A 23,939-nucleotide genomic window follows, 5' to 3' on the forward strand; every position below is an offset into this window, starting at 1 on the left:
GTCCGCGCCGCCGCGGGAAGCGGGACGCGGGTCGACAAAATCCGTCCGACCCTGTCTACGTCACGGGTGCGCCCGATCTCCAATAGCTGTTCACTTGCTGTGATAACCGACGCGCATGAGGCTCCGGGACCCAGCAATTCCGCGATTTCCCGAATGGCCATCGATCGCTCATTCCGAGGAGGAATCTCCGGCGCACCGGTCACTATCACCGGGGCATCGAGTTCCTGTGGTTCCTGCCATAGATTCGGCGTCGGTTCCGCGGTACGTCCGCGTTTGTCTTCCGACCACACAGGAGTGGCACATGACGACGGTAGAAGCGAAGCCGGCCCAGCCGGCCGCCGCGCGCGACGCCGCGCAGATCATCCGCGAGGCCGAGGGCCTGCACGACCTCATCGACGGCTTCGGCGAGGCCAACGACCGCGAGGGCCGCATCGCCGAGCCGGTGATCGAGGCGCTCTACGCCAGCGGGGCGATGTCGGTGTTCACGCCGAAGGCGCTCGGCGGCGCCGAGATGAGCCCCCGCGAGTCGATGGACCTCTTCCGGGTGCTCTCCCACGCCGACCCCTCGACCGGCTGGGTAACCATGGCCATCGGCATGGCCACCGGCCTGGCCGGCGCGTTCTTCGACGAGGACACCGCCCGCGAGCTGTTCGCCACCCCGCGGCTGGGCATCGCCGGCCAGGGCACGCGCCCGGGCACCGCGGTGCCCGTCGAGGGCGGCCACCTCGTCAGCGGCGCGTGGGCGTTCGCCTCCGGCATCAAGCACTCCACCCACCTGCACACCGCGGCCGCCGACACCGAGACCGGTGAGACGCGGTTCTTCATCGTCCCGGTTGAGCAGGTGACCTTCGTCGAGAACTGGGATGTGATGGGGCTGCGCGGCACCGGCAGCATCGACTACACGCTGCAGGACTGCTTCGTCCCCTCAAACTGGAGCTACCCGTCGCTGAGCCGCGAGCCCGTGACCGGCGGCAACCTCTACCGCATCGGCATCGGTAACTTCGCCAGCATCAACCACGGCGCCTGGGCGCTGGGCGTCGGCCGACGCCTGCTCGACGAGCTCAGCGGGTCCGTCCGCGCCAAGGCGGGCCGGCCGGGCGGGCAGGCCGACAGCGAGAGCTTCCACGAGCAGTACGCGCAGGCCGAGGTGAAGCTGCGGGCCGCCTCCGCCCTGCTGTACGAGGTGTGGGAGGAGATCGAGGACGTCCTGGCGACGGGGGGCGAGATCCCGCTGCGGCTGGAGACGCTCAACCGGGTCGCCCTCAACAACGCCACCTGGTCCACCCACGCCATCGCCCAGTTCGTCTACACGAACATGGGCACCGAGGCCCTGCGCCGGGGGACCGTCCAGCGCCTGTTCCGCGACGTCCACGGCGGCACGCAGCACATCTCGTCGTCGCCGATGATCCTGCGCGCCGCCGGGCGCGAGCTCGCCGGGCTGGCCGAGGGCAAGCGCTGGGTGCACTTCAACCTCAAGTGACCGCCGCCCGCCGCCCCGAGACCGAAGGAGTTTTCCGATGAGCATCGACACCGACCCCGCCGTCGTCCCGCTGGCCGCGGCCGACGAGGAGCAGAAGCTCCAGGCGCTCTACCGCGACCTCGCCGCGGTGGACCTGCGGCCGCTGTGGACCATCACCGAGCAGCTGCTCACGCCCACGCCCAAGCCGAAGGCCGTGCCGTGGCTGTGGTCGGCCGGGACGATGAAGCCGCTGGCCCGCCGGTCGATCCAGCTGGTCCCCGTCGAGCGCGGCGGCGAGCGGCGGGTGCTCTCGCTGCAGAACCCCGGCCTCGGCGGCCGGCCGTACGCGGTCGGCACGCTGTGGGGCGCGCTGCAGTGCCTCGGCCCGCGGGAGGTCGCCCCGGCGCACCGGCACACCCCCGGCGCGATCCGCTTCGTCCTGGAGGGCGAGGGCGTGTGGACGACGGTGGACGGCGACGCCTGCGACATGTGCCCCGGTGACCTGGTGCTCACGCCGTCGATGAACTGGCACGACCACACCAACGGCGGCGACTCGGAGATGTTCTGGTTCGACGGCCTGGACCTGCCGATGGTCGAGGCGCTCGACGGCGTGTTCTTCGAGGAGTACCCGGGCCCGGGGGAGAGCCAGCCCGAGCCGGCCGAGCACAACGTCTCCGAGCGGCTGCACCCCGACGGCGTGCGCTACGTCGCCGGGCAGGTGCAGGACACGCTGAGCCCGCGGCACAGCGAGCTGATGAACTACCGCTGGGCGGACACCGCCGCCGAGCTCGAGCGGCTCGCCGCCACCACCGACGCCCCGCTCCTGGAGCTGGAGTACGTCGACCCCGAGACCGGTGCCAGCGTGTTGCCTACGATGAGCTGCCTGGTGCACCGGGTCCGCGCCGGCGGCCACAGCGCCCCGGTGCGGCGCGCGGGCAACGCGATCTACGTCGTCTTCAGCGGCTCCGGGTCCAGCGTCATCGAGGGCCAGCGCTTCGACTGGGGGCCCGGCGACATGTTCGTCGTCCCTTCCTGGTGCGCCGTCGAGCACCTTTCCGACGAGCAGGCCGATCTGTTCGTCGTCACCGACGAGCCGGTGCTGCGCGCGCTGGGGATCGCCCGCCGCGAGGTGCTGCCCGAGCCCCAGACCGTCACCGACGTCTTCTCCGCCCGCTGAAAGGAACCGCACACGTGAAGCTGGCCCTGTTCGACTCGGCCCAGGGCGCGGCCCGGCTGGGGGTCGTCGTCGGCGACGGCCAGGCGGTCGTCGACGTCACCGGCACCCTGCCGTGGCCGCACGACCCCGACCCGCTGACCGCCGGCTGGTGGCGGGCGCTGTGCCGCGACTTCGCCGCCGTCCGCCCGGCGCTCGAGGCCGCTGCGGCCTCGGGCACCCCGCGGCCGCTGGCCGAGGTGACGCTCCGCGCCCCCGTGCTGGCGCCGTCCAAGGTGCTCGCGGCGGCCAGCAACTACGGCGACCACGTCGCCGAGATGCACGAGGTGCAGGAGCGGACGCTGGGTCGCGTCGAGGCCTGGATGATGGAGTTCGACGTCTTCCTCAAGTCGACGTCGTCGATCGTCGGGCCGGGCGCGGACGTCGTCCTCCCGCCGGAGGTGGTGCGGGCCGGGCACGAGGTGCACCACGAGTCCGAGCTGGTCATCGTCATCGGCACCGGGGGCAAGGACATCCCGGTCGAGCAGGCGACGGAGCACGTGTTCGGCTTCACCGCCGGTCTGGACATCACCGTCCGTAGCGCGGCGGACCGCTCGAAGCGGAAGAGCTACGACACCTTCTCGCCGCTCGGGCCGTGGCTGGTCACCACCGACGAGGTCGGGGACGGCTCGGACCTCGACATCCTGCTCACCTGCGGCGGCGAGGTCCGGCAGTCGGTGAACACCCGCGACCTGCTCACCCCGGTGCCGCACATCGTGGCCTACGCCTCGACGATCATGACGCTGCAGCCGGGCGACGTGCTGTTCACCGGCGCCCCTCCGGGGGTCGGCCCCATCGCGGCGGGGGAGAAGTTGGAGATGAGCATCAGCCGGATCGGCTCTATGACCGTCCAGGTGGTCTGATGGCCGGGAGCCGTCGGGGGGAGGGCCGCACGTGCAGCAGGTGACCCTGTCCTACGGGCGCACCGGGCTGACCGTGGACCTGCCGCGCGGCGCCGCGGTGATCACCCCCCGGCACACCCCGGCTGCCCCGGACGTGGCCGGCGAGCTGCGCCGGGCGCTGCGGGAGCCGGTGGCCGGCCCGCCGCTGCGGGACCGGGTGCGGCGCGGGCAAACCGTGGCGATCTCCGCATGCGACGGCACCCGTGCCCAGCCGCGGCACCTGATGATCCCCGCCGTACTGGAGGAGCTCGACGGGATCGTCGACCTCGACGACGTCGTCGTCCTGGTGGCCACCGGCACCCACCGGGCCAACACCGAGGCCGAGCTGCGGGCGATGTTCGGCGACGCCGTCGTCGACAGTGTGCGGATCGTCAACCACGACTCCCGCGCCGGGGACACCCACCGGTTCGTCGGCACGTTCGGCGATGGGGTCCCGGTGTGGCTCAACGAGCTGTGGGTGGGCGCCGACGTCCGGATCACCACCGGGTTCGTCGAGCCGCACTTCTTCGCCGGCTTCTCGGGCGGGCCGAAGATGGTCGCCCCCGGGCTGGCGGCGCTGGAGACGGTGCTCGTCCTGCACGACGCCCGCCGCATCGGCGACCCGCGCGCCACCTGGGGCATCACGGTCGGGAACCCGGTACACGACGACGTCCGCGCGATCGCGGCCGCCACCGGCGTCACGTTCGCCTTCGACGTGATCCTCAACCGCGAGCAGCAGGTGATCGAGGCCTTCGGCGGCGACCTCCTGGCCATGCACGCCGCCGCTACCGAGCGGGCGCGCGAGGTGGCGATGGCGCCGGTGGAGGCCCCGTTCGACGTGGTAGTGACGACGGGCTCGGGATTCCCTCTGGACCAGAACCTGTACCAGTCGGTCAAGGGCATGTCCGCCGCTGCGCAGGTGGTCCGGGCCGACGGGCTCATCGTCTGCGCCGCCGAGTGCGTCGACGGCTTCCCCGACCACGGCTCCTACCGCGAGGTGCTCACATCGGCCGGCTCGCCGCAGGAGCTGCTGGACATGATCGGCGGCCGTGAGAAGACGGTGCCCGACCAGTGGCAGGTGCAGATTCAGGCGCGGATTCAAAGCTCGGCGCGCGTGGTCATGCACACCTCGTACCTGTCCGACGCGGAGCTGGCTTCTGCGCACCTGGCCCAGACCGCCGACATCGGCGCGGCGGTCGCCGAGGAGGTGGCCGCGGTGGGCCCCGGCGCCCGGGTGTGCGTGCTCCCCGAGGGGCCGCAGACCATCCCCTACGTCCGGGGAGCCGGGCGCTGACCGGGCCGGTAGTCGTCTGCCTAGACAAGTTTCGGGGCTCACTGACGGCGCGGGAGGCGGGCGAGGCGCTGGCACGGGGGCTGCGATCCGGCGGCGTAGAGGCGGTGGTCCTCCCCGTGGCCGACGGCGGGGAGGGCACCGTCGACGCATTCGTGGCCGCGGGCGCGCGGCCGGTCCCGGCGCGGGTGACGGGTCCCGACGGGCGTCCCGTGGAGGCCGTGCTCGCCGTCCACGGCGGCTCGGCCGTGTCGAGATGGCCCAGGCGTCTGGGCTCGCTCTGCTGGACGGCCGGCCGCAGCCGCTCACCGCGGGGACCCGGGGCACCGGAGAGCTGATCGCCGCGGCCCTCGACCTGGGCTGCCGCGATCTGGTGCTCGGCGTCGGCGGGAGCGCCACGACCGACGGTGGGGCCGGGGTGCTGCAGGCCCTCGGCGCCCACGTGCTGGACGCCGCCGGGGATGAGGTGCCGCCCGGAGGCGCCGCCCTGGCCGGCGTCGACCGGCTGGACCTGACCGGCCTCGACCCACGACTGGGGTTGTGCACCGTCACCCTGGCCAGCGACGTCGTCAACCCGCTGCTCGGCCCGCACGGCGCCGCGGCGGTCTTCGGCCCGCAGAAGGGGGCGGGGCCCGCCGACGTGGTCATCCTCGAGGAAGGGCTGGCGCGCTGGGCTGATCGCGTCGCCGTGGCCGTCGGCCGCGACCTGTCCGGGGCCCCCGGCGCCGGGGCGGCCGGCGGCACCGGGTTCGCCGCGCTCGCCGCGCTCGCCGTGCTCGGCGCGACCCGCCGGCCCGGCATCGACGTCGTCCTCGACCGGCTCGGGTCTGACACCCACCTGCGCAGCGCGCGCCTGGTGGTGGTGGGGGAGGGGCGGCTCGACGAGTCGAGCCTGCACGGCAAGGCGCCGGTCGGGGGCGCGCGCCGCACCCCGCGGGGGGTGCCGGTCATCGCGGTCAGCGGGCAGTGCGACGTCCCCGCGGAGCGGCTCGCCGCGGCCGGCATCTCCGGCTGCCGGGCGCTCGTGGACCAGGCCGGCGGCGACGAGGCCCGGGCCATGGGTGAGGCCGCCACCCTCCTGGAGGAGATCGGCCGGGATCTGGCGTACCGGTCGGTTTGACGTGGACGGCCGCTGGGCCGGATGTTGCAGCGCATGAGCGAGCTGAGGCGCCACGGGTCCGGACTCATCGTCGAGGAGCGCGGGCACGTCCGTGTGCTCACCCTCGACCGGCCCGAGCGGCGCAACGCGCTCTCCACCGAGCTGCAGGCCGACCTCGTGGAGGAGCTGCTGCGGGTCGTCGAGGAAGGCGTGCGCGCAGTCGTCCTCACCGGCACCGGGCCGGCGTTCTGCGCCGGGTTCGACCTGAAGGAGATCCGCGCCGCCGACCAGCGGGGCGAGCGGTTCCGGCCGCCGATGAACCGGCCGGCGCGGTCGGTGTTCGAGGTCGTCACCGAGACGCCCGTCCCGGTGCTCGCCGCCCTCAACGGCCCGGCGGTCGCCGGCGGGTTCGAGCTGGCGCTCGCCTGCGACCTCCGGATCGCCTCGCCGGCGGTCCGCTTCGCCCTGCCCGAGGCGGCGATCGGCATGGGAGCGAACTTCGGCTCGGTCGTGCTCCCCAAGCGGATCCCGGTCGGCATCGCGCTGGAGCTGCTGTTCACCGGCGACCCGATCGACGCCACGGAGGCCCAGCGCTGGGGGCTGGTGAACCGGCTGGTCGCGCCCGACGAGGTGCTGCCCGCGGCGCTGGAGCTGGCCGACCGGATCGCCGGCAACGCGCCGATCTCCGTCCGGCGGATGAAGGAGACCGCGATCAAGGCGCTGGAGCTGCCGCTCTGGCAGGGGCTGCGGCTCGACGTCGGCCCCAACCCCTACCTCAGCGAGGACCGCGCCGAGGGGATCGCCGCCCGGCTGGAGAAGCGCCCGCCCCGCTGGACCGGCCGCTGAACCCGACCGTGGGCGCGGATCGCCAGGTCCGCGGCCCGGATCTGCCGATCCGCGCACGAGGCAGGTCCCGGGGAGCGGAATTCGGAAACGGGTCGCTCATGACGTTCGGGTAACGGCTCGTCCCACCCGTCAGATCTGGCTGCAACCCGGGGGTGCGGCCTGCGAGGGTCCGCCTGTCCGTGCCGGTACCGACCCCGAGGAGACGACATGAACTGCGCGCACTGCGGAGCCGTGCACCAGCGAGGCCGCTACTGCGTCGGCTGCGGCAAGACCATGCCGCCGTCGTCGCTGCCGCCCCGCCCGGTCCGCCTGGCCCCGCGCCCGCCCTACGAGGTCACCGACGACATGACCCAGCCGGTGCTGCGCTTCGACGTCCGGCCGCGGCGCGCGCACGCCCAGGAGAACCTGCCGGCCCAGGCCGGCTGAGCCGAGCGGCCGTCGCGGTCAGGGCCTCGTCACCCGTCCGGGTGACGAGGCTCACTGCTAGCAATCCGCTTGCTCTTGTTAGCACGCGGAGGATCCGGGGCACACACAGAGACGTCAGGTCATCCTCGATCTCTGGAGCTGCATCCCCCATGACCGACAACAACGCCAAGATGATCAACCAGTTGCGCGCCCTCGTCCTGCTCACGCAGACCGAGGAGCAGATCGCACGGACGCGGATCAGCCAGGCCCGCACCGACGCCGTCCGTCGGGAGCTCACCCAGAACGCCGACAACGCCGCGGCCCGCACGCTCGAGATCACCGAGCGGCTGCGCGCCCTCGGTGGTGTCCCCGACGTCGTGACGCCGGTCGTCGGCCGGCTCTCCGCCGCCCTCAAGGCCACCTTCGAGCAGTCGACCTCCATCGAGGAGGCGCTCCTGCAGGACCTGCAGCTCGAGCACCAGCTGCTCGACCGCGCCACCTACCTCAAGGTGCTCGCCGAGACCGCCGGTGACGTCGAGACCCAGCGCCTGGCCGAGAAGCTCGTCGAGGCGCACCAGGCGACCGTCGAGTGGCTCACCGTGGTCCTGGCCGAGGAGGCCCTGGGCGGCCCGGCCGCGCTCGTCGCCACCCCGGTGCAGAAGGTCGCCGGTGCCGTGGCCCGTGGCGTCAACGCGCCGGTCCGCTTCTGGGCCAACACGGTCAACCACGCCGTCGACACCGTGCGGCACGCCGGTGAGGAGACCTCCGACCGGTTCTCCGCCGCGGGTGACCGCGCGTCGGCGCTCACCGGGGCCGTCCGCGAGACCCTCACCGTCGGCCGCGCCGCCTCGCTGCGCCGCGCCGAGCGGATCGCGCAGCGCGAGGGCAACCAGGACGCTGCCGACGCCGCCCGGGCCACCCGCGAGGAGCTGGGCGACGTCACCGCCGACGAGCTGCCGATCAAGGGCTACGACTCGATGTCGGTGCAGGACGCCGTCAAGGCGATCAAGCAGCTGAAGACGCCGCACGACGTCAACGTGATCATCCGCTACGAGGAGACCCACAAGAACCGGTCGAACGTGGCGAGCGCCGCGCAGACGCAGCTGGCCGCCCTGGCCAAGGAAGCCGTCGGCGTCGACAAGTGAAAGAGGACCCCGTCCTCCTCACCCTCGCAGGCTCGGGGTGAGCCTCGGGACGGGGCCAGCACGCGGAGGGCCCGCATCCCCACGGGGGGTGCGGGCCCTCCGCGTGGGTGAAATCCCGCCTGCGCCGGGTTTGGCGCTCCCACGTCGAAGGGGAAGCTCGACCCATGACCATCACACCCGAGGCCCTCGAGGCGGAGTTCTCGCTGACGACGGCCGCCACGCGGCTCGACTTCCTGAGTCGCCGCGACAACGGCGATACCGCCCTGAACACCGTCCGTGACGACGACGCCGACGACTGGTCGGCCTCCCTGCGCGACACCGGTACCCAGCTCGACGTGTACGAGGCGCTGGAGCTGCTCGCCCTGGGTGAGGTCGTCTCGCGCCGCGCGCACGACAGCCAGCTGGTCGGGATCCGCGCCGCGCTGCGCGGGGGCGCGGAGTGGGACCAGATCGCTGCCGCGCTGGGGATCACGCCGGAGCAGGCCTGGGACTCCTTCACCGAGTCGATCGACCGCCAGCTCGACGCCGAGGCCGCCGCGTCGGCCCGCGAGCTCGCCGGCACCCGCCCCGGCCGCTGACCGACGAGGTCAGCGCACCTCCACGCCCTTCCAGAACGCCACCCTGCCCGAGATCTGCTTCGCGGCGTCCTTCGGCTCCGGGTAGGACCAGGCGGCATCCGGATTGCGTTGACCGTCGACCTCCAGGCTGTAGTAGGAGGCGGTGCCCTTCCAGGGGCAGACGGTCTGCGTCTCCGAGGGGCGCAGCACGTCGTCGCGGACGGCCGCGCGGGGGAAGTAGGCGTTGCCCTCGACGGTGACGATGTCGTCGGACTCGGCGACGACGACGCCGTTCCAGGCGGCGGTGGTCATACCCTGATCGTCCTCCGCCCGCGGTCGCTGCGCCGGTCGCGGCCGCGGGGAGTGACGCCCGGTAGCGCGGGCATGAAGGAGTGGCCGGCCCCCGGGCCGGCCCACCGCGCTCCACCGACCCCAGGAGGACCACCCATGGCGCACCCCGACCACCGCGGCGACGACGACCGGAGCGCCGGGGAGGGCAGCCCGAAGGGCAGGCGGCTCGGCCGCATCCTGATCCCGCTCGGCATCCTGCTCGTCATCGCCGGGATCTTCACTTACATCCTCGTCGTCGCCCAGACCAGGACCGACGACCAGGACGACGACCAGGGGGCGGCGGTCCCGTCCGTCGTCCAGGAGGTGCCCGCGCCGCTGCCCGGGTGACCCGCAGGGTCAGGAACCCAGCAGCGCGAAGGTCGCGACGGCGTGGACCAGCGCCTTGCCGTCCTGCTCCACGTCCGCCTCGCAGACCGTCAGGTGCTCGCCCCGCGTGCGCAGCCGCGCGGTGACCTGCAGGGGGCCGGGCTTCCCCGGCCGCAGGTAGGTGACCGTCAGCTGGCTGGTCGCGGGCACCTCGCCGTCGCCGGTGGTGGTGCGCACCGCCAGGCCCATCGCGGTGTCGACGAGCGTCGCCAGCACCCCGCCGTGCAGGGTGCCGGCCGGGTTGAGGTGCTCCTCGGTCACCTCGAACCCCATCCGGGCCGCGCCCTCGCCGGCCGATTCCGGGCGGGCGCCCAGCCGTTCGGCGTACCCACCTGTGGTCACGTCGTCGCTCATGGCGGGGCGGCTACCCCGCGGCGCGCGGTCGCACGCCCGGTGCCCGGCGTCATGCTCCCCGGGCGGCCACGTTCCCGTCGTCACGCCGCTCGAGGAAGAAGGCGCCGAGCGCACCGGCCAGCGTCGCGAACACGGCCACCGAGTAGGTGGCCAGGGCGATGTCGAGGACGCGCGCGACGTCGGCGTCGGCGGTGAGGGGCCGGGCGCTGATGGTGGCGAGGGCCGCGTCGTAGAGCGCCGTGCCGTAGGAGTCGTAGGCGCCGAGCACGTACAGCAGCTGGCTGGACGCCAGCACCACCACGACGGTCACCGCACCGAGCCAGGCGATGCGGCCGCTCAGCAGGCGGCCCGCCGAGCGGGACCCGCGGACCGCGGCCGACACGACGCCGCCGACCCGCGCCGCACGCAGCAACGTCAGCGCGCGGGCGAACCGCAGGAAGGGCACCGCCAGGAAGACCACCTGCCACCAGTTGCGCGCCCAGAAGCGGCGCTGGTCGCGGGCCGTGGCGGCCCGGTGGACGAACTCCGCCACGAAGACGGCCCAGAGCACCCAGCCGACGACGCTCAGCGTGGTGGTCAGCCACGGCTGCCGGGCGAGGGACTGGCCGAGCACCACCAGGACGAAGACCAGCCCGAGGGCGCCCATCGGCTTGTCCAGCCTCCGGGCCAGGCCCTCCCGCTCCGGGGCGTCCGGCGCCTCGGCGGGGTCCCGGTCGTCGGGGTTCTCGAGGGGATCGGGTCCCGTGCGCCGCTGCATCCCTGCCCCTTACCCCGCGGACCGGCACCGTGCCCCGTCCCGTTCCGGCATCCGCGGTGCCGACGACCGGTCGCGCGGAAGAGCGGTGGGACCGGCGCGGAGGGGGCTCAGGGCAGCCGGTGCAGCAGCCGGCGGGCGACCGCGACCGATCGCGAGGGCGCTGCCCGGCGGCCGTTGGAGCGGACCACACCGTGAGGCGGTTGGCCCGGGCGGGATCGCGCATGCTTAGGTGTGCCTCGCCTATCCCGCAGGAGGACATTCGTGACCAGGCTCGGGCGTGCGACCGTCGGCGTCGTCTCAACCCTCACCCTGGCGGCTTCGCTGGCTGCCTGTGGCTCCGACTCAGACACCCTCACCGTCTACAGCGCGCAGCACGAGAGCCTGGTGCGCACGATGCTGGCCGACTTCACGGAGGAAACGGGCATCGAGCTCGAGTTCCGCGACGCCAACGACTCCGAGCTGGCCAACCAGATCATCGAGGAGGGCGACGCCTCGCCGGCGGACGTCTTCCTCACCGAGAACAGCCCCGCGATCGACGTCGTCGACCGGGCCGGGCTGCTGGCGCCGCTGGACGAGGACACCCTCGCCCAGGTCGGCGAGCAGTTCCGGCCGTCGTCGGGAAACTGGACCGGCTTCGCCGCCCGCTCCACCGTCCTGGCCTACGACCCGGACGCCGTGCCCGAGGAGGAGCTACCCGCCTCGCTCCTCGAGCTGGCCGAGCCGGAGTACCAGGGCCGCGTCGGGATCGCCGCCGGCGGCGCGGACTTTCAGGCGATCGTCAGCGCCGTCCTCGCGCTGGAGGGGGAGGAGGCCACCCGCGCCTGGCTGACCGGCCTCGAGCGCAACGCCGAGATCTACGCCAGCAACACCGCGGTGATGAAGGCTGTCGACGAGGGCGAGGTCGACCTCGGGGTGATGTACCACTACTACTGGTACCGCGACCAGGCCGAAGGTGGGCTCATCGGCGACGACGCGTCGCTGCACTACTTCGGCAACCAGGACCCGGGCGCCTTCCTGAGCGTCTCGGGTGCCGGCGTGCTCGCCTCCTCCGACCAGGAGGAGCAGGCGCGGCAGCTGGTCGCGTACCTGACGAGCCCGGCCGCCCAGGAGCGGTTGGCCGAGAGCACCGCCCTCGAGTACGCGGTCGGCAACGGGGTCGCCTCGGCCGATGCGCTGCCGCCGCTGTCCGATCTGGGCGCGCCCGAGCTCGACCCCGGCAGCCTCGACGCCCCGAAGGTGACCGAGCTGATGCAGGAAGTGGGCCTGCTCTGACCCCCTCCGCGCTGCAGGACCCGGGCCCCGGGTCGCCGGCCCGTCCGGCGACCCGGGGCACCCGCGCGTCCGGGCGGAGGGGAGGACTGCCCGTGCGGCGCGCACCGGTCGCCCTGGCGCTCGCCGTGTGCGTCGCGGCGCTGGCGTTGCTGCCGCTGATCCACATCGCCGGCTACACCGTCGACCTCGGCTGGTCGGGGGTCCGCGAGCTGGTGCTGCGCCCGCGGGTCGCCGAGCTGCTCTGGAACACCGGTCGGCTGGTGGTGGGCACCGTGGCCGTCTGCGCCGTCCTCGGCGTCGGTGCGGCCTGGTTGGTCGAGCGCTCGGCGGTCCCCGGTCGCCGGCTCTGGCACGTGCTGCTGGTCGCGCCGCTGGCGGTCCCGGCGTTCGTGAACAGCTTCGCCTGGGTCTCGCTGCTGCCGGGGCTGGACACCTACGCCGGCGCCTTGCTGGTGGTGTCGCTGTCCTACTTCCCGTTCGTCTACCTGCCGGTGGTTGCCGCCTTCCGGGGTCTGGATCCGGCGCTGGAGGACACCGCCCGCGGGCTCGGCCTCTCGGGCTGGGCGGTCTTCCGCCGGGTGCAGCTGCCGCAGTTGCGGGTGGCGCTGCTCGGCGGTGGCCTGCTCGTCGCCCTGCACGTGCTCGCCGAGTTCGGTGCGCTGCAGATGCTGCGGTACCCGACGTTCACCACCGCCATCTACGACCAGTACCGGTCCACGTTCAACGGGCCCGGCGCCACGATGCTCGCCGGCGTCCTGGTGCTGCTCTGCCTCCTGCTCCTGCTGGGGGAGCTCCGCCTGCGCGGCTCGCGCGGGTACGCCGGGAGCGGGCGCGGCGCGGTCCGGCCGGTCCACCTCCTCGCGCTGGGCCGGCTCGCCGCCCCGGCGCTGCTGGGCCTCGCCGCGCTGGTGGGGGCGGCACTGGCGGTCCCGCTCGGCGCGGTGGCCTACTGGGTGCTGGCCGGCGTCTCCGACGGGCTGCCGTGGGGCGACCTGGTGGCCACCACCGGCAGCACGCTGGGCTTGGCTGCGGTGGCGGCGCTGGTGACCACGGCGATGGCGCTGCCGACGGGCTGGCTGGCCGTCCGTGCCCGGAGCCGGGTGGCGACGCTGCTGGAGCGGGCCACCTACGTGGGCAGCGCGGTGCCGGGCATCGTCGTCGCGCTGGCGCTGGTCACCCTCAGCATCCGGAACACCCCGTGGCTGTACCAGACGGTGCCGGTGCTCCTGGCCGGCTACGCAATCCTCTTCCTGCCGCGGGCGGTCGTGACGGTGCGGGCGGCCGTCGAGCAGGCCCCGCCGCTCTACGACGACGTGGCGGCGTCGCTGGGCGCCTCCGGGGCCGACCGGCTGCGCCGCGTCACCCTGCCCCTGCTCGCCCCGGGGCTCGGCGCCGGTGCGGCCCTGGTGTTCCTCGCGGTGGTCACCGAGCTGACCGCCACCCTGCTGCTGGCACCCACCGGGACGACGACGCTTGCGACGGCGTTCTGGTCGGCCAGCAGCGCCCTCCAGTACGGGGCGGCCGCCCCGTACGCGCTGGTCATGGTGCTGCTGTCCGTGCCGGCCACCGTGCTGCTGTCCCGCGACACCCGACGAGGTGCGACCTCATGAGCTCCCTGACCGTGACCGGCCTGAGCAAGGCGTTCGGCTCCGTGCCGGTCCTCGCCGGCGTGGACCTGCACGTGCCGACCGGCAGCCTCACCGCGCTGCTCGGCCCGTCAGGCTGCGGCAAGACGACGCTGCTGCGACTGGTCGCCGGCTTCGACACCCCCGACGCGGGGACCGTGGCCGTGGGGGACCGGGTCGTGACCGGCGCGGGGCGCGCCGTGCCCGCCCGCCGCCGCGGTATCGGTTACGTGCCGCAGGAGGGCGGGCTGTTCCCGCACCTGTCCGTGGCCGGCAACGTGACTTTCGGGCTGCCCCGACGGCTGCGGCGGGACACGGGGCGGGTGCGCGAGCTGCTGGCCCTCGTCGGCCTCGACGCGGAGCTGGCCGACCGGTCGCCGCACCAGCTCTCCGGAGGGCAGCAGCAGCGCGTCGCCCTGGCGCGGGCGCTGGCGCCCGAGCCCTCGCTGGTGCTGCTCGACGAGCCGTTCTCCTCCCTCGACGCCGGGCTGCGGGAAGGCACCCGGCAGGCCGTCGCCGCTGCGTTGACCGTGGCCGGGGCGACCGCGGTGCTGGTGACCCACGACCAGGCGGAGGCGCTGTCGATGGCCGACCAGGTGGCCGTGCTACGGCACGGGCGGCTGGTCCAGCTCACCGATCCGCGCACCCTCTACCGGCGCCCGGCCGACCTGGACGTGGCGGCGTTCGTCGGGGAGTCAGTCGTCCTGGACGGCGAGCTGCGCGACGGCCGGGCGCACTGCGTGCTCGGCGCCCTGCCGGTTTCCGACCCGGCGGACGACGGACCCGTCCGCGTGCTGCTGCGGCCCGAGCAGCTCCGTCTCGCCCCGTCCTTCGCGCCGGGCGTGCGGGCCGAGGTGCGCAGCGTCGACTTCTACGGGCACGACTCGCGCGTGTGGCTGAGCCTGCCCGGCGGGGTGACCGTGGCCGCCCGGCTGGAGGGCGCCGACCTACCCTCGGTCGGGGAGGAGGTCGCGATCGAGGTGGCCGGCACCGCGCTGACCTTCCCGGTCGCCGGACCGGCTCCGCGTGCCGCCGTCCCCGACCCGGCGTGCTGACGGGGCGCGGCCGCGGGGGGCGCGCGGAGGACGGTTAGGAGAGCCTAAGCTGCCTTCCATGGACCTGTTCCTCTTCACCACCCGGCCGCAGTGGGGCGGCGCCGTGGTCGCCGCCGGCGCGGCCGGGATCGTCGTCGACTGGGAGCGCCGCGGGAAGCTGCGACGACAGGCGGGTGAGGGGACCCAGATCAACGCCGACACCGCCGAAGACCTGAGCGTGATGCGCGCCGCCACCTCGGGGCGGCTGATCTGCCGGGTCAACGGCTACGGGCCCTGGACCGCGGGCGAGGTCGACGAGGCCGTCCGGCGGGGCGCCGACGAGGTACTCCTCCCCATGGTGCGGACCGTGGAGGAGGTCGACCGGACCGTGGACCTGGTCGCCGGCCGCTGCGGTGTGGGCATCCTGGTGGAGACCCAGGACGCCGTGGACCGGGTGGCCGAGCTGGCGCAGCGGCCGCTCTCCCGGGTCTACGTCGGGCTCAACGACCTGCGCATCGACCGCGGGTCCACCGAGCTGTTCCGTCCACTGGTGGACGGAACCGTCGACGGCGTCCGCGCGCATGTGCAGACCCCTTTCGGGGTCGCGGGTCTGACGCTCCCGGGGCGGGGGTTCCCGGTGCCGGGCGACCTGCTCGCCGCCGAGTTGCTCCGCACCGGCGCCGACTTCACGTTCCTGCGCCGCGCCTTCACCGCCGACATGGCGGGCCGCGACCCCTTCGTCGAGGTGCCTCTGCTGCTCGCGGCCCTGGAGGACCTGCGTGCGGCCGGTGCGGCCCGGTGCGCCGAGTTGCGGGCGGCCTTCGTCGCGGCCGTCGACGGGTCGCGTCCGGGCGTGACCGGACCGGTACCGCAGCCGGCGTGAGGGCGCTCGTGACCGGGTCCGGCGGTTTCGTCGGCCGGCACCTGGTGCACCGGCTGGAGCGGGATGGCTGGGACGTCACGGGTCTCACCCGCAGGGACGTCGACCTGGCCGACCCCCGGGCCGGGGCCGCCGCCGTGCGATCCGCCGACCCGGACGTCGTCTTCGCCCTCGCGGCGGGCCGCGCCAAGGCGACCCGTGAGGAGCGGGCCGCGACCACCGCGGTCAACACCGCGCCCTGGCTGGTCGACGCCCTGCCCGACCGCTGCCGCTCGGTGGTGCGGCTCGGGTCGTCCACCGAGTACGCCGCGGCGCCCCACCCGCTGGCCGAGGACGCCGCCCTCGAGCCGCGGGGCTTCTTCGGCGCGACCAAGGCGGCGGGCTCGCTGCTGCTGCAGGCGGCCGCAGCTGAACGTGGTGTGCGCGCCGCGGTCCTCCGCGCCTTCCAGGTCTACGGGCCTGGTGACCACCCCACTCGATTGGTGCCGGTGGTGATGGCTGCCGCCCGTGAGGGCGGCACCGTCGCGCTGCCCGCCCGGCTGAGCAGGCGGGACTGGGTGTGGGTGGGCGACGTCGTCGACGCCTGCGTGCGCGCCGCGGTGGACGACCGGCTGCCACCTGGGGCGGTCCTCAACATCGGCACCGGTGTGCAGACGAGCACGGAGGAGCTGGTGGCGACCGCCGAGCGGGTCACCGGCCGGCCGATCGCGACCGCTGCGGGCGCTCACCCCGGCCGCGGTTGGGACACCGCCGACTGGGTGTGCGACCCCTCGCGTGCGCGGCAGCTGCTCGGCTGGAGGCCCACGGTCGACCTCGCCGAGGGGCTGGCGCGCACGTGGGCGGCGGGATGACCACCTCCGCCGCAGCGGAGCGCCGGGTCGCGGTCATCGTGCCGGTGTACGGCAACGAGGCGACGTTGGTCGAGCTCGCCCGCCGGCTCGGCGTGGCGCTCGAGGGCCACCCGTGGCGGCTGCGGCTCGTCGTCGACGCTTCTCCGGACGACAGCGCGGCGGTCGCGCAGGCCCTGGCCGGCGAGGACGCCCGCATAGGGGTCACCGTGCTCACCGTCAACGGGGGGCAGCACGCCGCCTTAACCCGCGGGCTGGCCGACGAGCCGCACGCCGACGTCTGGGTGTGCATGGACGCCGACCTCCAGGACCCGCCCGAGGCGGTGCCGCTGCTGCTGGAGCGGCTCTCGCGGGGTGACGTCGAGGCGGTGTTCGCCGGGCGGCGCGGTCGCTACGAGTCGCCGCTGCGCCGTCTCACCGGCACGCTGCACCGGCGGGTGGCCGGGAGCCTGACCGGGCTCCCTCCCGACGCCGGGGCCTTCCTCGTCCTGGGGCCGACCGTGCGCGCCGCCGTCCTGAGCGGCGTGCGGGATCGCGGGGCGCCCAGCGTGGTGCTCGCCGTCGGTCGCTCGGGCCGGCCGGTCACCAGCGTGCCGGTGGCCCGGGCCCTGCGTCCGGTCGGCCGGTCGGCCTGGACAGCGGGGGCCCGCGTACGGCAATCTGCCCGGTCGTTGGTCTGGGCGGCCCGCACTCACCGCTGAGCGGCGAGCGGTCACCGGACCCAGAGCTGGACGACGAGGTCGGTCTTCTCGGCGGGGAAGTCGTACTGGCGGCTCATCCGCATGCCCGCCTCCTGCAGGACGGCATCGTCGTCGGTGGGTTCCGGCAGGCCGCCGAGGAGCCGGCGGACCAGCCATACCCGGTCCTCCCCGGACGGTGCGTCGTCGGGCGGCAGGACGACGTCGGGGCGCAGCTGCGGGGCGAGCGTACGTACGTAGTGGTCGAGACCGGTGGCCGAACGCTGGTCCGCGGCGACGATCGGCTCGCTCGGCTCGTGCAGCTCGGCCAGCAGCGCCACCACCTCGTCCGCGCGCTCGCGCGGGCCGCGGTCGGCCAGTGGTGCGGAAGCGAGGAGGGAGCAGCCGAGCAGCAGCGCCGCCACCGGGACGCGCGCCGGCCGCGGCAGCGCCATGGCCCCGGCCGCCGCGAGCACCCCCAGCCCCAGCAGCCCGGCCAGCAGGTACCGGGGCAGGAACACCGGCCGCACCAGCTCCGCAGCGACCAGCAGCGCCAGCGGGACGAGGACCCAGCAGGCGCCGACGACCCGGACGCCGGTCGCGCGGGCGGCGCCGAGGAGCGCCAGCCCCAGAGTGAGCCAGAGGAACGGCGTGCGCCCGCCGGCCCAGGCCTCCGCTGCTAGCGCGACCAACCGGCCGTCGGTGTCGCGCAGGTGCTCGGCGTTGCGCGCCCCCGTCCCGTTCAGCAGGGCCAGCCCCACGAAGCCCACGGCCGGCAGGGCGGCCAGCGCCCCGGTGAGCACGAGGGGCAGGGCACTCCGCCGCCGTAGCAGCACCGCCGCGACGACGAAGGCGGTGAGCACCGTGACGGCGTACCAGTGGGCCAGACCCATGCCGGCGCCGGCGAGACCGAAGAGCAGCAGGCCCCGTGGTGCCTCCTGGAGCCAGCGGACCAGTCCGAGCGCCGCGGCGCCGGTGGCCAGGACGGCCAGCCCGTAGCTGCGGGCCTCCACCGACTGCTCGAGCACCAGCGGGGTGGTCGCGAGGACCAGCCCGCCCAGCACTCCGGTGGGTCGACCGGCCAGGCGTGAGACGGCGCGGGTGATCAGAGTCAGCCCGCCTGCGGTCGCCAGCAGGGACAGGAGCCTCAGCGAGACGTCCCCGCCGAGACCCGGGAGGGACATCCAGACGTGCACGACCAGGTAGTAGGGCGCGTTGTACGACGGTGGGACGCCGGCCAGGTAGCCGGCGGTGCCCTCGCCGGTGACGATCGCGGTGAGGATCTCGCGCAACGGCAGGCGCGCCACCTCGGCGGTGAACAGCTCGTCGAACCACAGGCCGTGGCCGGCGCTCAGCAGCCACCCGCCGAGGACCGCGACGAGGCCGGCGGGCAGCAGCTCCGCGGGTGACCAGCGCGACGCCGGCGCGAGGCCGGGGGGTGGAGCCGGCCGCTCCGCCACCGTCGTCACCCGTGCAGGTTAGGCGACCCTGACCGGATCGCCGGGAACTGGGACCCGATCACTCCGCTCCCGACGCGGCGCCGACCGGCTCTCGGCGCATCGGGACGTGCGGGATGCCGTCCTCGAGGTAGCCCGGACCGCTCCGGCGGAAGCCGAACCGCCCGTACCACTGCTCCAGGTGGGCCTGCGCGCCGAGGGTGAGCGGGCCGTGCCCGTGATCGGCCAGCGCCTGCTCGATCAGCCGCCCGGCCAACCCCCGCCCGCGCGCCGTCGCCACGGTGGCCACCCGGCCGATGGCGCGCGTGGCGCCGTCGTCCAGGACGCGGATGGTCGCCAGCACCTGACCGCCCTCCTCGAACCAGAGGTGCTCGGTGGCCGGCTCGACGTCGCGCCCGTCGAGCTCGGGGTAGGGGCACTCCTGCTCGACCACGAAGACGTCGACGCGCAGCCGGCACAGGGCGTAGACCTCGAAGGGCGTGAGCGCGGCGAACCGAGCGCGGCGCAGCAGGGGTTCGGGGACGGACGTCCCGGCGGAGCTCATGCCGACGTTTCTAGCCCAGGCAGCCGGGCGGCGATCGGAGGGGAGTAAGGCGCCGAGCCGGGGTAGGGGACCGGCATGTCGATGTGGAGCCCGCTGGAACCCAACCTCGGCCAACCCGACGAAGGCATCCCCGCCGCGGACCCGGGAGCCGGCGCCCCCCCGCCCGCCGACGGGTTCGGGGAGGGCGGGGAGGAACCCGACCGCTCGCCGGAGACCGACCGTCCCGCGGCGGCGGCCGGGAGTGACGACGTCGACCCGCCGGACGACCCGACCTTCCGCACCCCCGACCCGCACGACGTCGGCCCGGCGTCGGAGAACTGACCGGCCCGCCCGATGGGCGACCGGGCGCGGCACGGCGTTCCCGATGGCCGGGAACGCCGTGCCGAGTGGTCAGCCGCCGTAGCGGGCGGCGGCCCGGGCCCGCGCCTTGGCTGCCTCCGCCTCGCGGTCCTTGGGCGGGGCGGTGGTGACCAGGGCGTCGAGGAGCCGGGCCGAGGCCGCGGCCACCTCCGCCACCGCCCGCTCGAACACCTCGGCGTTCGCGCGCGACGGCTTGGTCGTGCCACTGATCTTGCGCACGTACTGCAGCGCGGCGGCGTGGATCTCCTCGTCGGCCGCCGGCGGCGCGAAGTTCGCCAGCGGGCGGATGTTCCGGCACATGCCGGGAGCGTAGGGCCCGGCGAGACGCACGGGACGGGCCGCGAGCACGCCTCGTGCGGCGCCCACGGAGGGAGGACGAGATGGCAGTGCTGGTGGTGGACGTCGCCAACGTGGTCGGCGCCCGTCCCGACGGCTGGTGGCGGGACCGGGTGGGAGCGGCCGGCCGCTTCCTGGACCGCCTCGCCGAGCTGGCCGGGCAGACCGTGCCCGGGCCCGGCGGGCAGGAGCTGACCTGCACCGACGTGGTGGCCGTCGTGGAGGGGCAGGCCCGGGACGTTCTTGCGCCCGACGGGGTCCGGGTGGTGCGCGCTCGGGGGAGCGGGGACGACGCGCTCGCCGACGTCGTACCCGAGCTGGCCGGCGACGGGCGCGAGGTGCTGGTGGTCACCGCCGACCGGGGGCTGCGCGCCCGCCTGCCCGACGGCGTCGACGTCAGCGGGCCGGGCTGGCTGCTGGCCGAGCTGGACCGGCGCACCGCATGACCGCCGGGCCGGTCGGGTAGTCGGTTGTGGACAAGCGGTGCCCGCAGCGCCGGACTCACCCCCAGCGAGGAGACCTCCGTGCCGATCCCCGACTCCGGCGGAGCACCGGTCAGCGTGCTCATCACCGGCGCGTCCAGCGGCATCGGCCGGGCGACGGCCGTACAGCTGGCCGGCCGCGGTGCGCGACTGGTGCTGGTGGCGCGCGGCCGGTCGTCGCTGGAGGAGACGGCCGATGAGCTCCGTGCCGCCGGCGCCGCCGCGGTCCTGGTCTGCCCGGCCGACGTGCTGGACGAGGCGGCGATCGCCGCGGTGGTCGATGGCGCGTTGCGCGAACTCGGCCACCTCGACGTCGTCGTGCACTCCGCCCAGGTGATGGCCTACGGGCGCATCGAGGACGTGCCGAAGGCGGTCTTCGAGCGGGTCGTCGACACCTCGCTGCACGGCACGGCCACGATCGCGCGGCACGTCCTGCCGGTCTTCCGGCGGCAGGGCGCAGGCCACCTCGTCGTCGTCAACTCCCTGCTGGGGAACGTGACGACGCCGGTCATGGGCAGCTACGCCGTCGCCAAGTGGGGTCAGCTGGCGCTCGCCCGCGTGCTGCAGCAGGAGACCCGGGACGAGCCGGGGATCTCCGTCTCCATCGTCCAGCCCGGCGGCGTGAACACTCCCATCTACTCCCAGGGCGCGACATGGGCGGGCAGCACCGGGCGGCCCCCGCCGCCGGTCTACTCGCCGCAGCGGGTGGCCCGCCGGGTCCTGTCCACCCTCGACCGGCCACGCCGGGTCGTGCAGGCGGGGGCGCTCAACCACGTCGTCACGGCAGGCTTCCGGCTGCTACCGGGGGTCTACGACGTGCTGGTCGAGCCGCTGCTGCGGCGGCTGGCGCTGGCCGGGGACGGGACGGAGCCCACCGAGGGGAACGTCTTCCGGTCCCGGCCCGAGGGCAACGCGGTCGAGGGCCGCTGGCGCAGCATCTGAGCCGTCGCCCCCCGGGTCGTCCGCCGCCCGGTTGCGGACGGCCGGTGCGGGTAGGGGCCCGGCACCGTCCCGGCACCGGGCGGAAAGCGGCGGCCCGGTCCGGGAGTCGCCGTCGCGCGACATCCAGGAGTGCGCATGGAGACCCCCGCTCCCGAACTGCAGACGATGCCCCCGGGCCTCTACGACGTCGTCCAGCTGGCGCTCCTCGGCGCGGGGTTCGCGCTGTTCGCCTACTTCCTCTACGCACTGACCAGCCGGGAGGAGGTGTCGGCGCGGTACCGCCCCTCGGCCTACGCCGGCTTCTGCCTCGCGGCGGTCGCGGCCCTCGCCTACGCCCGCATGGTCAGCAAGTGGGACGCCGGTTTCACGCTGCAGGGCGGCGTGTACGTGCCGAACCCGGAGGCGCTGCACACGATCAGCAGCCGCTACATCGACTGGTCGATCACCGTGCCGCTGCTGATGGTGGAGCTGCTGGCGGTGTGCTCGCTCGCCGGCGCCAGGGCGCGCAACCTGCGCTTCTCGACCATGGCCGCCGCCTTCCTCATGATCGTCACCGGGTACATGGGCTCCCAAGTGGTCGCCCAGGGCCGCGACACCACGGCCCTGGTGGTGTGGGGGCTGATCAGCACGGTCTTCCTCGTCTACCTCTACGTCGCGCTGATCGGGGCGGTCCGGGCGTCCCTGCCGACCATGGGCACGGAGGCCGCCACCACCCTCCGCAACGCGACGATCGTCCTGCTCGGCAGCTTCGGCATCTACCCGCTGATCTACTCGGTCCCGGTCTTCGTCGACGTCACCCCGGCCTGGCTCACCGCCATGCAGGTCGGCTACTCGGTGACCGACGTCGTGGCCAAGGTCGGCTTCGGCGTGCTGATCCACAAGGTCGCCAAGCTCCGGACCGCCGAGGACGTCGTCGCCGGCGTCGACACCCACACCGAGCCGGTGTGGTCGAGCAACGTGCACAAGAGCGACGCCGTGCTCCCGGAGCTCACCCGCATCTCGACGGCGGTGATCGGCCGGGCCCGGGGCGAGGACGTCCGCCCGGCCCGCGGCTGACGGCGTGTCCGGGGGCGTCGCCGCCTCGGCGACCGGGCGCGCCCCCGTGGCCCCGTTCGGGGCTCCCGCCCGGGCCGCCACCCGGTGGTCGTGCGTGGGGGCCGGGGCGGCCCTGGCGGTCGAGGTCGCCGTCCCCGGTGGTTGGGGAGCCACCGGTTCGGCGGCGGTGCTGGTCGCCGGACTGCTCCTGGGGCTGCCGCACGGGGCCGTCGATCACCTCCTACCCGCGTGGCGGTTCGGCTGGCGGCCGACCCGGCTCGCCGTCTTCGGGGCCGCGTACGCCGCTCTGGCCGCCGGGGCCTACGGAGCCTTCACCGCCGCGCCCGGCCCGGCGCTGCTGATCTTCGTCCTGGTCTCGGCATGGCACTTCGGCACCGGCGAGACCGCCTTCGCCGATCTGCGCGCCGGTCGCCCCGTGCGGCCGCGGCCGGCGGCGTCGCTCGTCCTCGGGAGCCTCGTGCTGCTGGTGCCCCTGCTCCGCGGCCTGGGCGTTCCCGGCAGCGACACCGGCGCGCTCACCGAGGCCGTGGCCCCGGGCTGGGGCGGCGTACCGCCCGGAGTCGCGACGGCAGCCGTCGCGGTGCTCCTCGGCGCGGGGGGAGTGCTCGCGTTCGTCCTGGCCCGCCGCCGCCGGTGGCTGGAGGCGGGGGAGGTCGGCCTCCTGGCGGCGGTGGTCCTCGTGGTCCCGCCGTTGGCCGCCTTCGGTGTCTACTTCGGGGCCTGGCACTCCCTGCGGCACGTGGCGCGCGTGATGGCCGAGGACCCGGCGAGCGGCCCCGATCTGGTCGCGGGACGGCTGGTCCTGCCGCTGCGCCGGTTCGCCCTGGCGGCAGGCCCGCCGACCGCCGCCGTCCTGCTGGCGCTCGCCGCCCTCTGGTCCTGGGCGAACGGCTGGCGCGGACTCGTCGCCACGGGCCTGCCGCTGCTGGCGGCGCTGACGCTGCCGCACGTGCTGGCCGTCAGCTGGCTCGACCGCACTCAGCCGCCGCGCTCGACGGGGTGAGCCCGCAGCCGGGCACCGCGCGCCGGGAGGGGCCCGCCCGAACGGGTCAGGCCCCCCGCGCCGTGCGGCGTCGGCCCCGGGACCCGGAGCACCGGGCGGGTCGCCCGGCCGGGTCAGCGCCTGCTCACCGACCGGCGACGCCCTTGGCCACCTCGCTGGGGCGCTGTTGCTCACCCGCGTACGAGGTGACCGCGACGAGCGCGCCGGTCAGGGCGGGGATGACCCACTGCAGGGTGTCCAGCTGCTGCTGGGCGGCGGCGACGTCGGCGCGGGCCGCCTTGGTGCGCTTGCTCGGCCGGGTCCCGGACCGCGACGGCACCGACCCTGCGGCCGACACCCGCTGGCCGAGGACCCGGCTGTACGCCGTCGCGCCCAGGGCTGCGACGGTGAGCAGGGTCTTGATCCCCGACATGGAGGCCACGCCCTCCTGCTGCGCGACCCGCTCCCTGTCCGCCCGCAGCTGACCCACGCTGCCGATCAGGTGGGCGCCGATGGCCAGGGCGTTGACCGGCGTCCAGCGGTCCCAGCCGGCGTTGGCCACCCGGCCGGTGGCGGGGGCGCTCCCCGCCTCCCCGGCGGCCGCGTTCAGGGCGACGGCGTTGGCGAGCGTGCCACCGAACCAGGCGGAGAGGCCGAGGTCGTGCAGCGAGCGGGACAGGGTGTGACGGGCCATGAGGACTCCCTGGGAGAGGTCGGAGC

General features: G+C 74.7%; 29 protein-coding genes. 22 read left to right on the plus strand and 7 right to left on the minus strand.

Features of this window, described 5'->3' with window-relative positions:
• Nucleotides 1-301: 301 nt before the first annotated feature.
• The 10 genes from ACI8AG_RS06390 (at nt 302) to ACI8AG_RS06435 (ending at nt 8,917) form a co-directional block, all read left to right on the plus strand.
• Entirely contained in the window at nt 302-1,480 is a 1,179-nt protein-coding gene (locus ACI8AG_RS06390; protein WP_456596340.1) for a hypothetical protein, read from the plus strand.
• 37 nt (nt 1,481-1,517) lie between these two features.
• A complete protein-coding gene (locus ACI8AG_RS06395) occupies nt 1,518-2,636 on the plus strand; it encodes a cupin domain-containing protein (protein WP_456596341.1) in 1,119 nt (372 codons plus the stop codon).
• Nucleotides 2,637-2,650: 14 nt separating this feature from the next.
• Nucleotides 2,651-3,535, plus strand: coding sequence for a fumarylacetoacetate hydrolase family protein (locus tag ACI8AG_RS06400; RefSeq protein WP_456596342.1), 885 nt, complete (start codon nt 2,651-2,653; stop codon nt 3,533-3,535).
• Between the two features lie 31 nt (nt 3,536-3,566).
• Nucleotides 3,567-4,847, plus strand: coding sequence for a nickel-dependent lactate racemase (gene larA / locus ACI8AG_RS06405; protein WP_456596343.1), 1,281 nt, complete (start codon nt 3,567-3,569; stop codon nt 4,845-4,847).
• On the plus strand, nt 4,790-5,182 hold the full coding sequence (locus ACI8AG_RS06410) for a glycerate kinase (protein WP_456596344.1): 393 nt from the start codon (nt 4,790-4,792) through the stop codon (nt 5,180-5,182). The genes larA and ACI8AG_RS06410 overlap by 58 nt, the downstream gene beginning before the upstream one ends.
• Nucleotides 5,101-5,964: a glycerate kinase gene (locus ACI8AG_RS06415; protein ID WP_456596345.1), complete on the plus strand. Its 864-nt coding sequence runs from the start codon at nt 5,101-5,103 to the stop codon at nt 5,962-5,964. Before ACI8AG_RS06410 ends, ACI8AG_RS06415 begins: the two co-directional genes overlap by 82 nt.
• 33 nt (nt 5,965-5,997) lie before the next feature.
• On the plus strand, nt 5,998-6,789 hold the full coding sequence (locus tag ACI8AG_RS06420) for an enoyl-CoA hydratase/isomerase family protein (RefSeq protein WP_456596346.1): 792 nt from the start codon (nt 5,998-6,000) through the stop codon (nt 6,787-6,789).
• Between the two features lie 207 nt (nt 6,790-6,996).
• The gene (locus ACI8AG_RS06425; RefSeq protein WP_456596347.1) at nt 6,997-7,215 is read left to right on the plus strand and encodes a hypothetical protein; all 219 of its coding nucleotides are present in this window, start codon (nt 6,997-6,999) and stop codon (nt 7,213-7,215) included.
• A 149-nt stretch (nt 7,216-7,364) separates the two neighbouring features.
• Nucleotides 7,365-8,339 carry a ferritin-like domain-containing protein gene (locus ACI8AG_RS06430; protein WP_456596348.1) on the plus strand — a complete coding sequence of 325 codons (975 nt, stop codon included), beginning with the start codon at nt 7,365-7,367 and terminating at the stop codon, nt 8,337-8,339.
• A gap of 164 nt (nt 8,340-8,503) precedes the next feature.
• Complete coding sequence (locus ACI8AG_RS06435; protein WP_456588566.1) at nt 8,504-8,917, plus strand: hypothetical protein; 414 nt, start codon at nt 8,504-8,506, stop codon at nt 8,915-8,917.
• Nucleotides 8,918-8,926: 9 nt separating this feature from the next.
• On the opposite strand, the gene ACI8AG_RS06440 is transcribed toward ACI8AG_RS06435, so the two are convergent.
• Nucleotides 8,927-9,208 (minus strand): DUF427 domain-containing protein, encoded by a 282-nt coding sequence (locus ACI8AG_RS06440; RefSeq protein ID WP_456596349.1) that lies wholly within the window; start codon nt 9,206-9,208, stop codon nt 8,927-8,929.
• A 135-nt stretch (nt 9,209-9,343) separates the two neighbouring features.
• Here ACI8AG_RS06440 and ACI8AG_RS06445 point away from each other — a divergent pair, with 135 nt between their 5' ends.
• Nucleotides 9,344-9,574, plus strand: coding sequence for a hypothetical protein (locus ACI8AG_RS06445; protein WP_456596350.1), 231 nt, complete (start codon nt 9,344-9,346; stop codon nt 9,572-9,574).
• Nucleotides 9,575-9,583: 9 nt separating this feature from the next.
• Here the strand turns inward: ACI8AG_RS06445 and ACI8AG_RS06450 are convergent, their stop codons facing one another.
• Both ACI8AG_RS06450 and ACI8AG_RS06455 read right to left on the minus strand, forming a co-directional pair.
• Nucleotides 9,584-9,967, minus strand: coding sequence for a PaaI family thioesterase (locus ACI8AG_RS06450; protein ID WP_456596351.1), 384 nt, complete (start codon nt 9,965-9,967; stop codon nt 9,584-9,586).
• A 49-nt stretch (nt 9,968-10,016) separates the two neighbouring features.
• Nucleotides 10,017-10,724 carry a hypothetical protein gene (locus ACI8AG_RS06455; RefSeq protein ID WP_456596352.1) on the minus strand — a complete coding sequence of 236 codons (708 nt, stop codon included), beginning with the start codon at nt 10,722-10,724 and terminating at the stop codon, nt 10,017-10,019.
• Between the two features lie 261 nt (nt 10,725-10,985).
• On the opposite strand from ACI8AG_RS06455, the gene ACI8AG_RS06460 reads away from it, so the two are divergent.
• From ACI8AG_RS06460 to ACI8AG_RS06485, 6 genes are all read left to right on the plus strand, one after another.
• Nucleotides 10,986-11,996 (plus strand): iron ABC transporter substrate-binding protein, encoded by a 1,011-nt coding sequence (locus ACI8AG_RS06460; protein ID WP_456596353.1) that lies wholly within the window; start codon nt 10,986-10,988, stop codon nt 11,994-11,996.
• Between the two features lie 92 nt (nt 11,997-12,088).
• Nucleotides 12,089-13,606: an ABC transporter permease gene (locus ACI8AG_RS06465; protein WP_456596354.1), complete on the plus strand. Its 1,518-nt coding sequence runs from the start codon at nt 12,089-12,091 to the stop codon at nt 13,604-13,606.
• A complete protein-coding gene (locus tag ACI8AG_RS06470; RefSeq protein WP_456596355.1) occupies nt 13,603-14,676 on the plus strand; it encodes an ABC transporter ATP-binding protein in 1,074 nt (357 codons plus the stop codon). Before ACI8AG_RS06465 ends, ACI8AG_RS06470 begins: the two co-directional genes overlap by 4 nt.
• Nucleotides 14,677-14,734: 58 nt before the next feature.
• A complete protein-coding gene (locus ACI8AG_RS06475) occupies nt 14,735-15,538 on the plus strand; it encodes an aldolase/citrate lyase family protein (RefSeq protein WP_456596356.1) in 804 nt (267 codons plus the stop codon).
• Complete coding sequence (locus ACI8AG_RS06480; protein ID WP_456596357.1) at nt 15,535-16,386, plus strand: NAD-dependent epimerase/dehydratase family protein; 852 nt, start codon at nt 15,535-15,537, stop codon at nt 16,384-16,386. Before ACI8AG_RS06475 ends, ACI8AG_RS06480 begins: the two co-directional genes overlap by 4 nt.
• Nucleotides 16,383-17,084 (plus strand): glycosyltransferase, encoded by a 702-nt coding sequence (locus ACI8AG_RS06485; protein ID WP_456596358.1) that lies wholly within the window; start codon nt 16,383-16,385, stop codon nt 17,082-17,084. Before ACI8AG_RS06480 ends, ACI8AG_RS06485 begins: the two co-directional genes overlap by 4 nt.
• A gap of 11 nt (nt 17,085-17,095) precedes the next feature.
• Here the strand turns inward: ACI8AG_RS06485 and ACI8AG_RS06490 are convergent, their stop codons facing one another.
• Together ACI8AG_RS06490 and ACI8AG_RS06495 are read right to left on the minus strand one after the other, a co-directional pair.
• Complete coding sequence (locus ACI8AG_RS06490; RefSeq protein WP_456596359.1) at nt 17,096-18,529, minus strand: hypothetical protein; 1,434 nt, start codon at nt 18,527-18,529, stop codon at nt 17,096-17,098.
• A 49-nt stretch (nt 18,530-18,578) separates the two neighbouring features.
• Nucleotides 18,579-19,061 (minus strand): GNAT family N-acetyltransferase, encoded by a 483-nt coding sequence (locus ACI8AG_RS06495; protein ID WP_456596360.1) that lies wholly within the window; start codon nt 19,059-19,061, stop codon nt 18,579-18,581.
• A 75-nt stretch (nt 19,062-19,136) separates the two neighbouring features.
• Here ACI8AG_RS06495 and ACI8AG_RS06500 point away from each other — a divergent pair, with 75 nt between their 5' ends.
• A complete protein-coding gene (locus ACI8AG_RS06500; RefSeq protein ID WP_456596361.1) occupies nt 19,137-19,382 on the plus strand; it encodes a hypothetical protein in 246 nt (81 codons plus the stop codon).
• 69 nt (nt 19,383-19,451) lie between these two features.
• On the opposite strand, the gene ACI8AG_RS06505 is transcribed toward ACI8AG_RS06500, so the two are convergent.
• Nucleotides 19,452-19,721 (minus strand): DUF2277 domain-containing protein, encoded by a 270-nt coding sequence (locus ACI8AG_RS06505; RefSeq protein ID WP_456588574.1) that lies wholly within the window; start codon nt 19,719-19,721, stop codon nt 19,452-19,454.
• 80 nt (nt 19,722-19,801) lie between these two features.
• Here ACI8AG_RS06505 and ACI8AG_RS06510 point away from each other — a divergent pair, with 80 nt between their 5' ends.
• From ACI8AG_RS06510 to ACI8AG_RS06525, 4 genes are all read left to right on the plus strand, one after another.
• Nucleotides 19,802-20,203 carry a hypothetical protein gene (locus ACI8AG_RS06510; RefSeq protein WP_456596362.1) on the plus strand — a complete coding sequence of 134 codons (402 nt, stop codon included), beginning with the start codon at nt 19,802-19,804 and terminating at the stop codon, nt 20,201-20,203.
• Nucleotides 20,204-20,281: 78 nt separating this feature from the next.
• A complete protein-coding gene (locus ACI8AG_RS06515; RefSeq protein WP_456596363.1) occupies nt 20,282-21,181 on the plus strand; it encodes an SDR family NAD(P)-dependent oxidoreductase in 900 nt (299 codons plus the stop codon).
• A 135-nt stretch (nt 21,182-21,316) separates the two neighbouring features.
• Complete coding sequence (locus tag ACI8AG_RS06520; protein ID WP_456596364.1) at nt 21,317-22,237, plus strand: bacteriorhodopsin; 921 nt, start codon at nt 21,317-21,319, stop codon at nt 22,235-22,237.
• A 4-nt stretch (nt 22,238-22,241) separates the two neighbouring features.
• A complete protein-coding gene (locus ACI8AG_RS06525; protein ID WP_456596365.1) occupies nt 22,242-23,240 on the plus strand; it encodes a Brp/Blh family beta-carotene 15,15'-dioxygenase in 999 nt (332 codons plus the stop codon).
• Nucleotides 23,241-23,364: 124 nt separating this feature from the next.
• Here the strand turns inward: ACI8AG_RS06525 and ACI8AG_RS06530 are convergent, their stop codons facing one another.
• The gene (locus tag ACI8AG_RS06530; RefSeq protein WP_456588579.1) at nt 23,365-23,913 is read right to left on the minus strand and encodes a hypothetical protein; all 549 of its coding nucleotides are present in this window, start codon (nt 23,911-23,913) and stop codon (nt 23,365-23,367) included.
• Between the last annotated feature and the right edge of the window lie 26 nt (nt 23,914-23,939).

The sequence above is a fragment of the Blastococcus sp. SYSU DS0552 genome (genome assembly GCF_054050815.1).

Excerpts from the sequence above, each read along its gene's own strand:
- ACI8AG_RS06390 (WP_456596340.1), top strand. The coding sequence starts at position 302 with ATGACGACGGTAGAAGCGAAGCCGGCCCAGCCGGCCGCCGCGCGCGAC.
- ACI8AG_RS06395 (WP_456596341.1), top strand. The coding sequence starts at position 1,518 with ATGAGCATCGACACCGACCCCGCCGTCGTCCCGCTGGCCGCGGCCGAC.
- ACI8AG_RS06415 (WP_456596345.1), top strand. The coding sequence starts at position 5,101 with ATGGCCCAGGCGTCTGGGCTCGCTCTGCTGGACGGCCGGCCGCAGCCG.
- ACI8AG_RS06420 (WP_456596346.1), top strand. The coding sequence starts at position 5,998 with ATGAGCGAGCTGAGGCGCCACGGGTCCGGACTCATCGTCGAGGAGCGC.
- ACI8AG_RS06425 (WP_456596347.1), top strand. The coding sequence starts at position 6,997 with ATGAACTGCGCGCACTGCGGAGCCGTGCACCAGCGAGGCCGCTACTGC.
- ACI8AG_RS06430 (WP_456596348.1), top strand. The coding sequence starts at position 7,365 with ATGACCGACAACAACGCCAAGATGATCAACCAGTTGCGCGCCCTCGTC.
- ACI8AG_RS06435 (WP_456588566.1), top strand. The coding sequence starts at position 8,504 with ATGACCATCACACCCGAGGCCCTCGAGGCGGAGTTCTCGCTGACGACG.
- ACI8AG_RS06440 (WP_456596349.1), bottom strand. The coding sequence starts at position 9,208 with ATGACCACCGCCGCCTGGAACGGCGTCGTCGTCGCCGAGTCCGACGAC.
- ACI8AG_RS06445 (WP_456596350.1), top strand. The coding sequence starts at position 9,344 with ATGGCGCACCCCGACCACCGCGGCGACGACGACCGGAGCGCCGGGGAG.
- ACI8AG_RS06450 (WP_456596351.1), bottom strand. The coding sequence starts at position 9,967 with ATGAGCGACGACGTGACCACAGGTGGGTACGCCGAACGGCTGGGCGCC.
- ACI8AG_RS06455 (WP_456596352.1), bottom strand. The coding sequence starts at position 10,724 with ATGCAGCGGCGCACGGGACCCGATCCCCTCGAGAACCCCGACGACCGG.
- ACI8AG_RS06470 (WP_456596355.1), top strand. The coding sequence starts at position 13,603 with ATGAGCTCCCTGACCGTGACCGGCCTGAGCAAGGCGTTCGGCTCCGTG.
- ACI8AG_RS06475 (WP_456596356.1), top strand. The coding sequence starts at position 14,735 with ATGGACCTGTTCCTCTTCACCACCCGGCCGCAGTGGGGCGGCGCCGTG.
- ACI8AG_RS06485 (WP_456596358.1), top strand. The coding sequence starts at position 16,383 with ATGACCACCTCCGCCGCAGCGGAGCGCCGGGTCGCGGTCATCGTGCCG.
- ACI8AG_RS06495 (WP_456596360.1), bottom strand. The coding sequence starts at position 19,061 with ATGAGCTCCGCCGGGACGTCCGTCCCCGAACCCCTGCTGCGCCGCGCT.
- ACI8AG_RS06500 (WP_456596361.1), top strand. The coding sequence starts at position 19,137 with ATGTCGATGTGGAGCCCGCTGGAACCCAACCTCGGCCAACCCGACGAA.
- ACI8AG_RS06505 (WP_456588574.1), bottom strand. The coding sequence starts at position 19,721 with ATGTGCCGGAACATCCGCCCGCTGGCGAACTTCGCGCCGCCGGCGGCC.
- ACI8AG_RS06510 (WP_456596362.1), top strand. The coding sequence starts at position 19,802 with ATGGCAGTGCTGGTGGTGGACGTCGCCAACGTGGTCGGCGCCCGTCCC.
- ACI8AG_RS06520 (WP_456596364.1), top strand. The coding sequence starts at position 21,317 with ATGGAGACCCCCGCTCCCGAACTGCAGACGATGCCCCCGGGCCTCTAC.
- ACI8AG_RS06530 (WP_456588579.1), bottom strand. The coding sequence starts at position 23,913 with ATGGCCCGTCACACCCTGTCCCGCTCGCTGCACGACCTCGGCCTCTCC.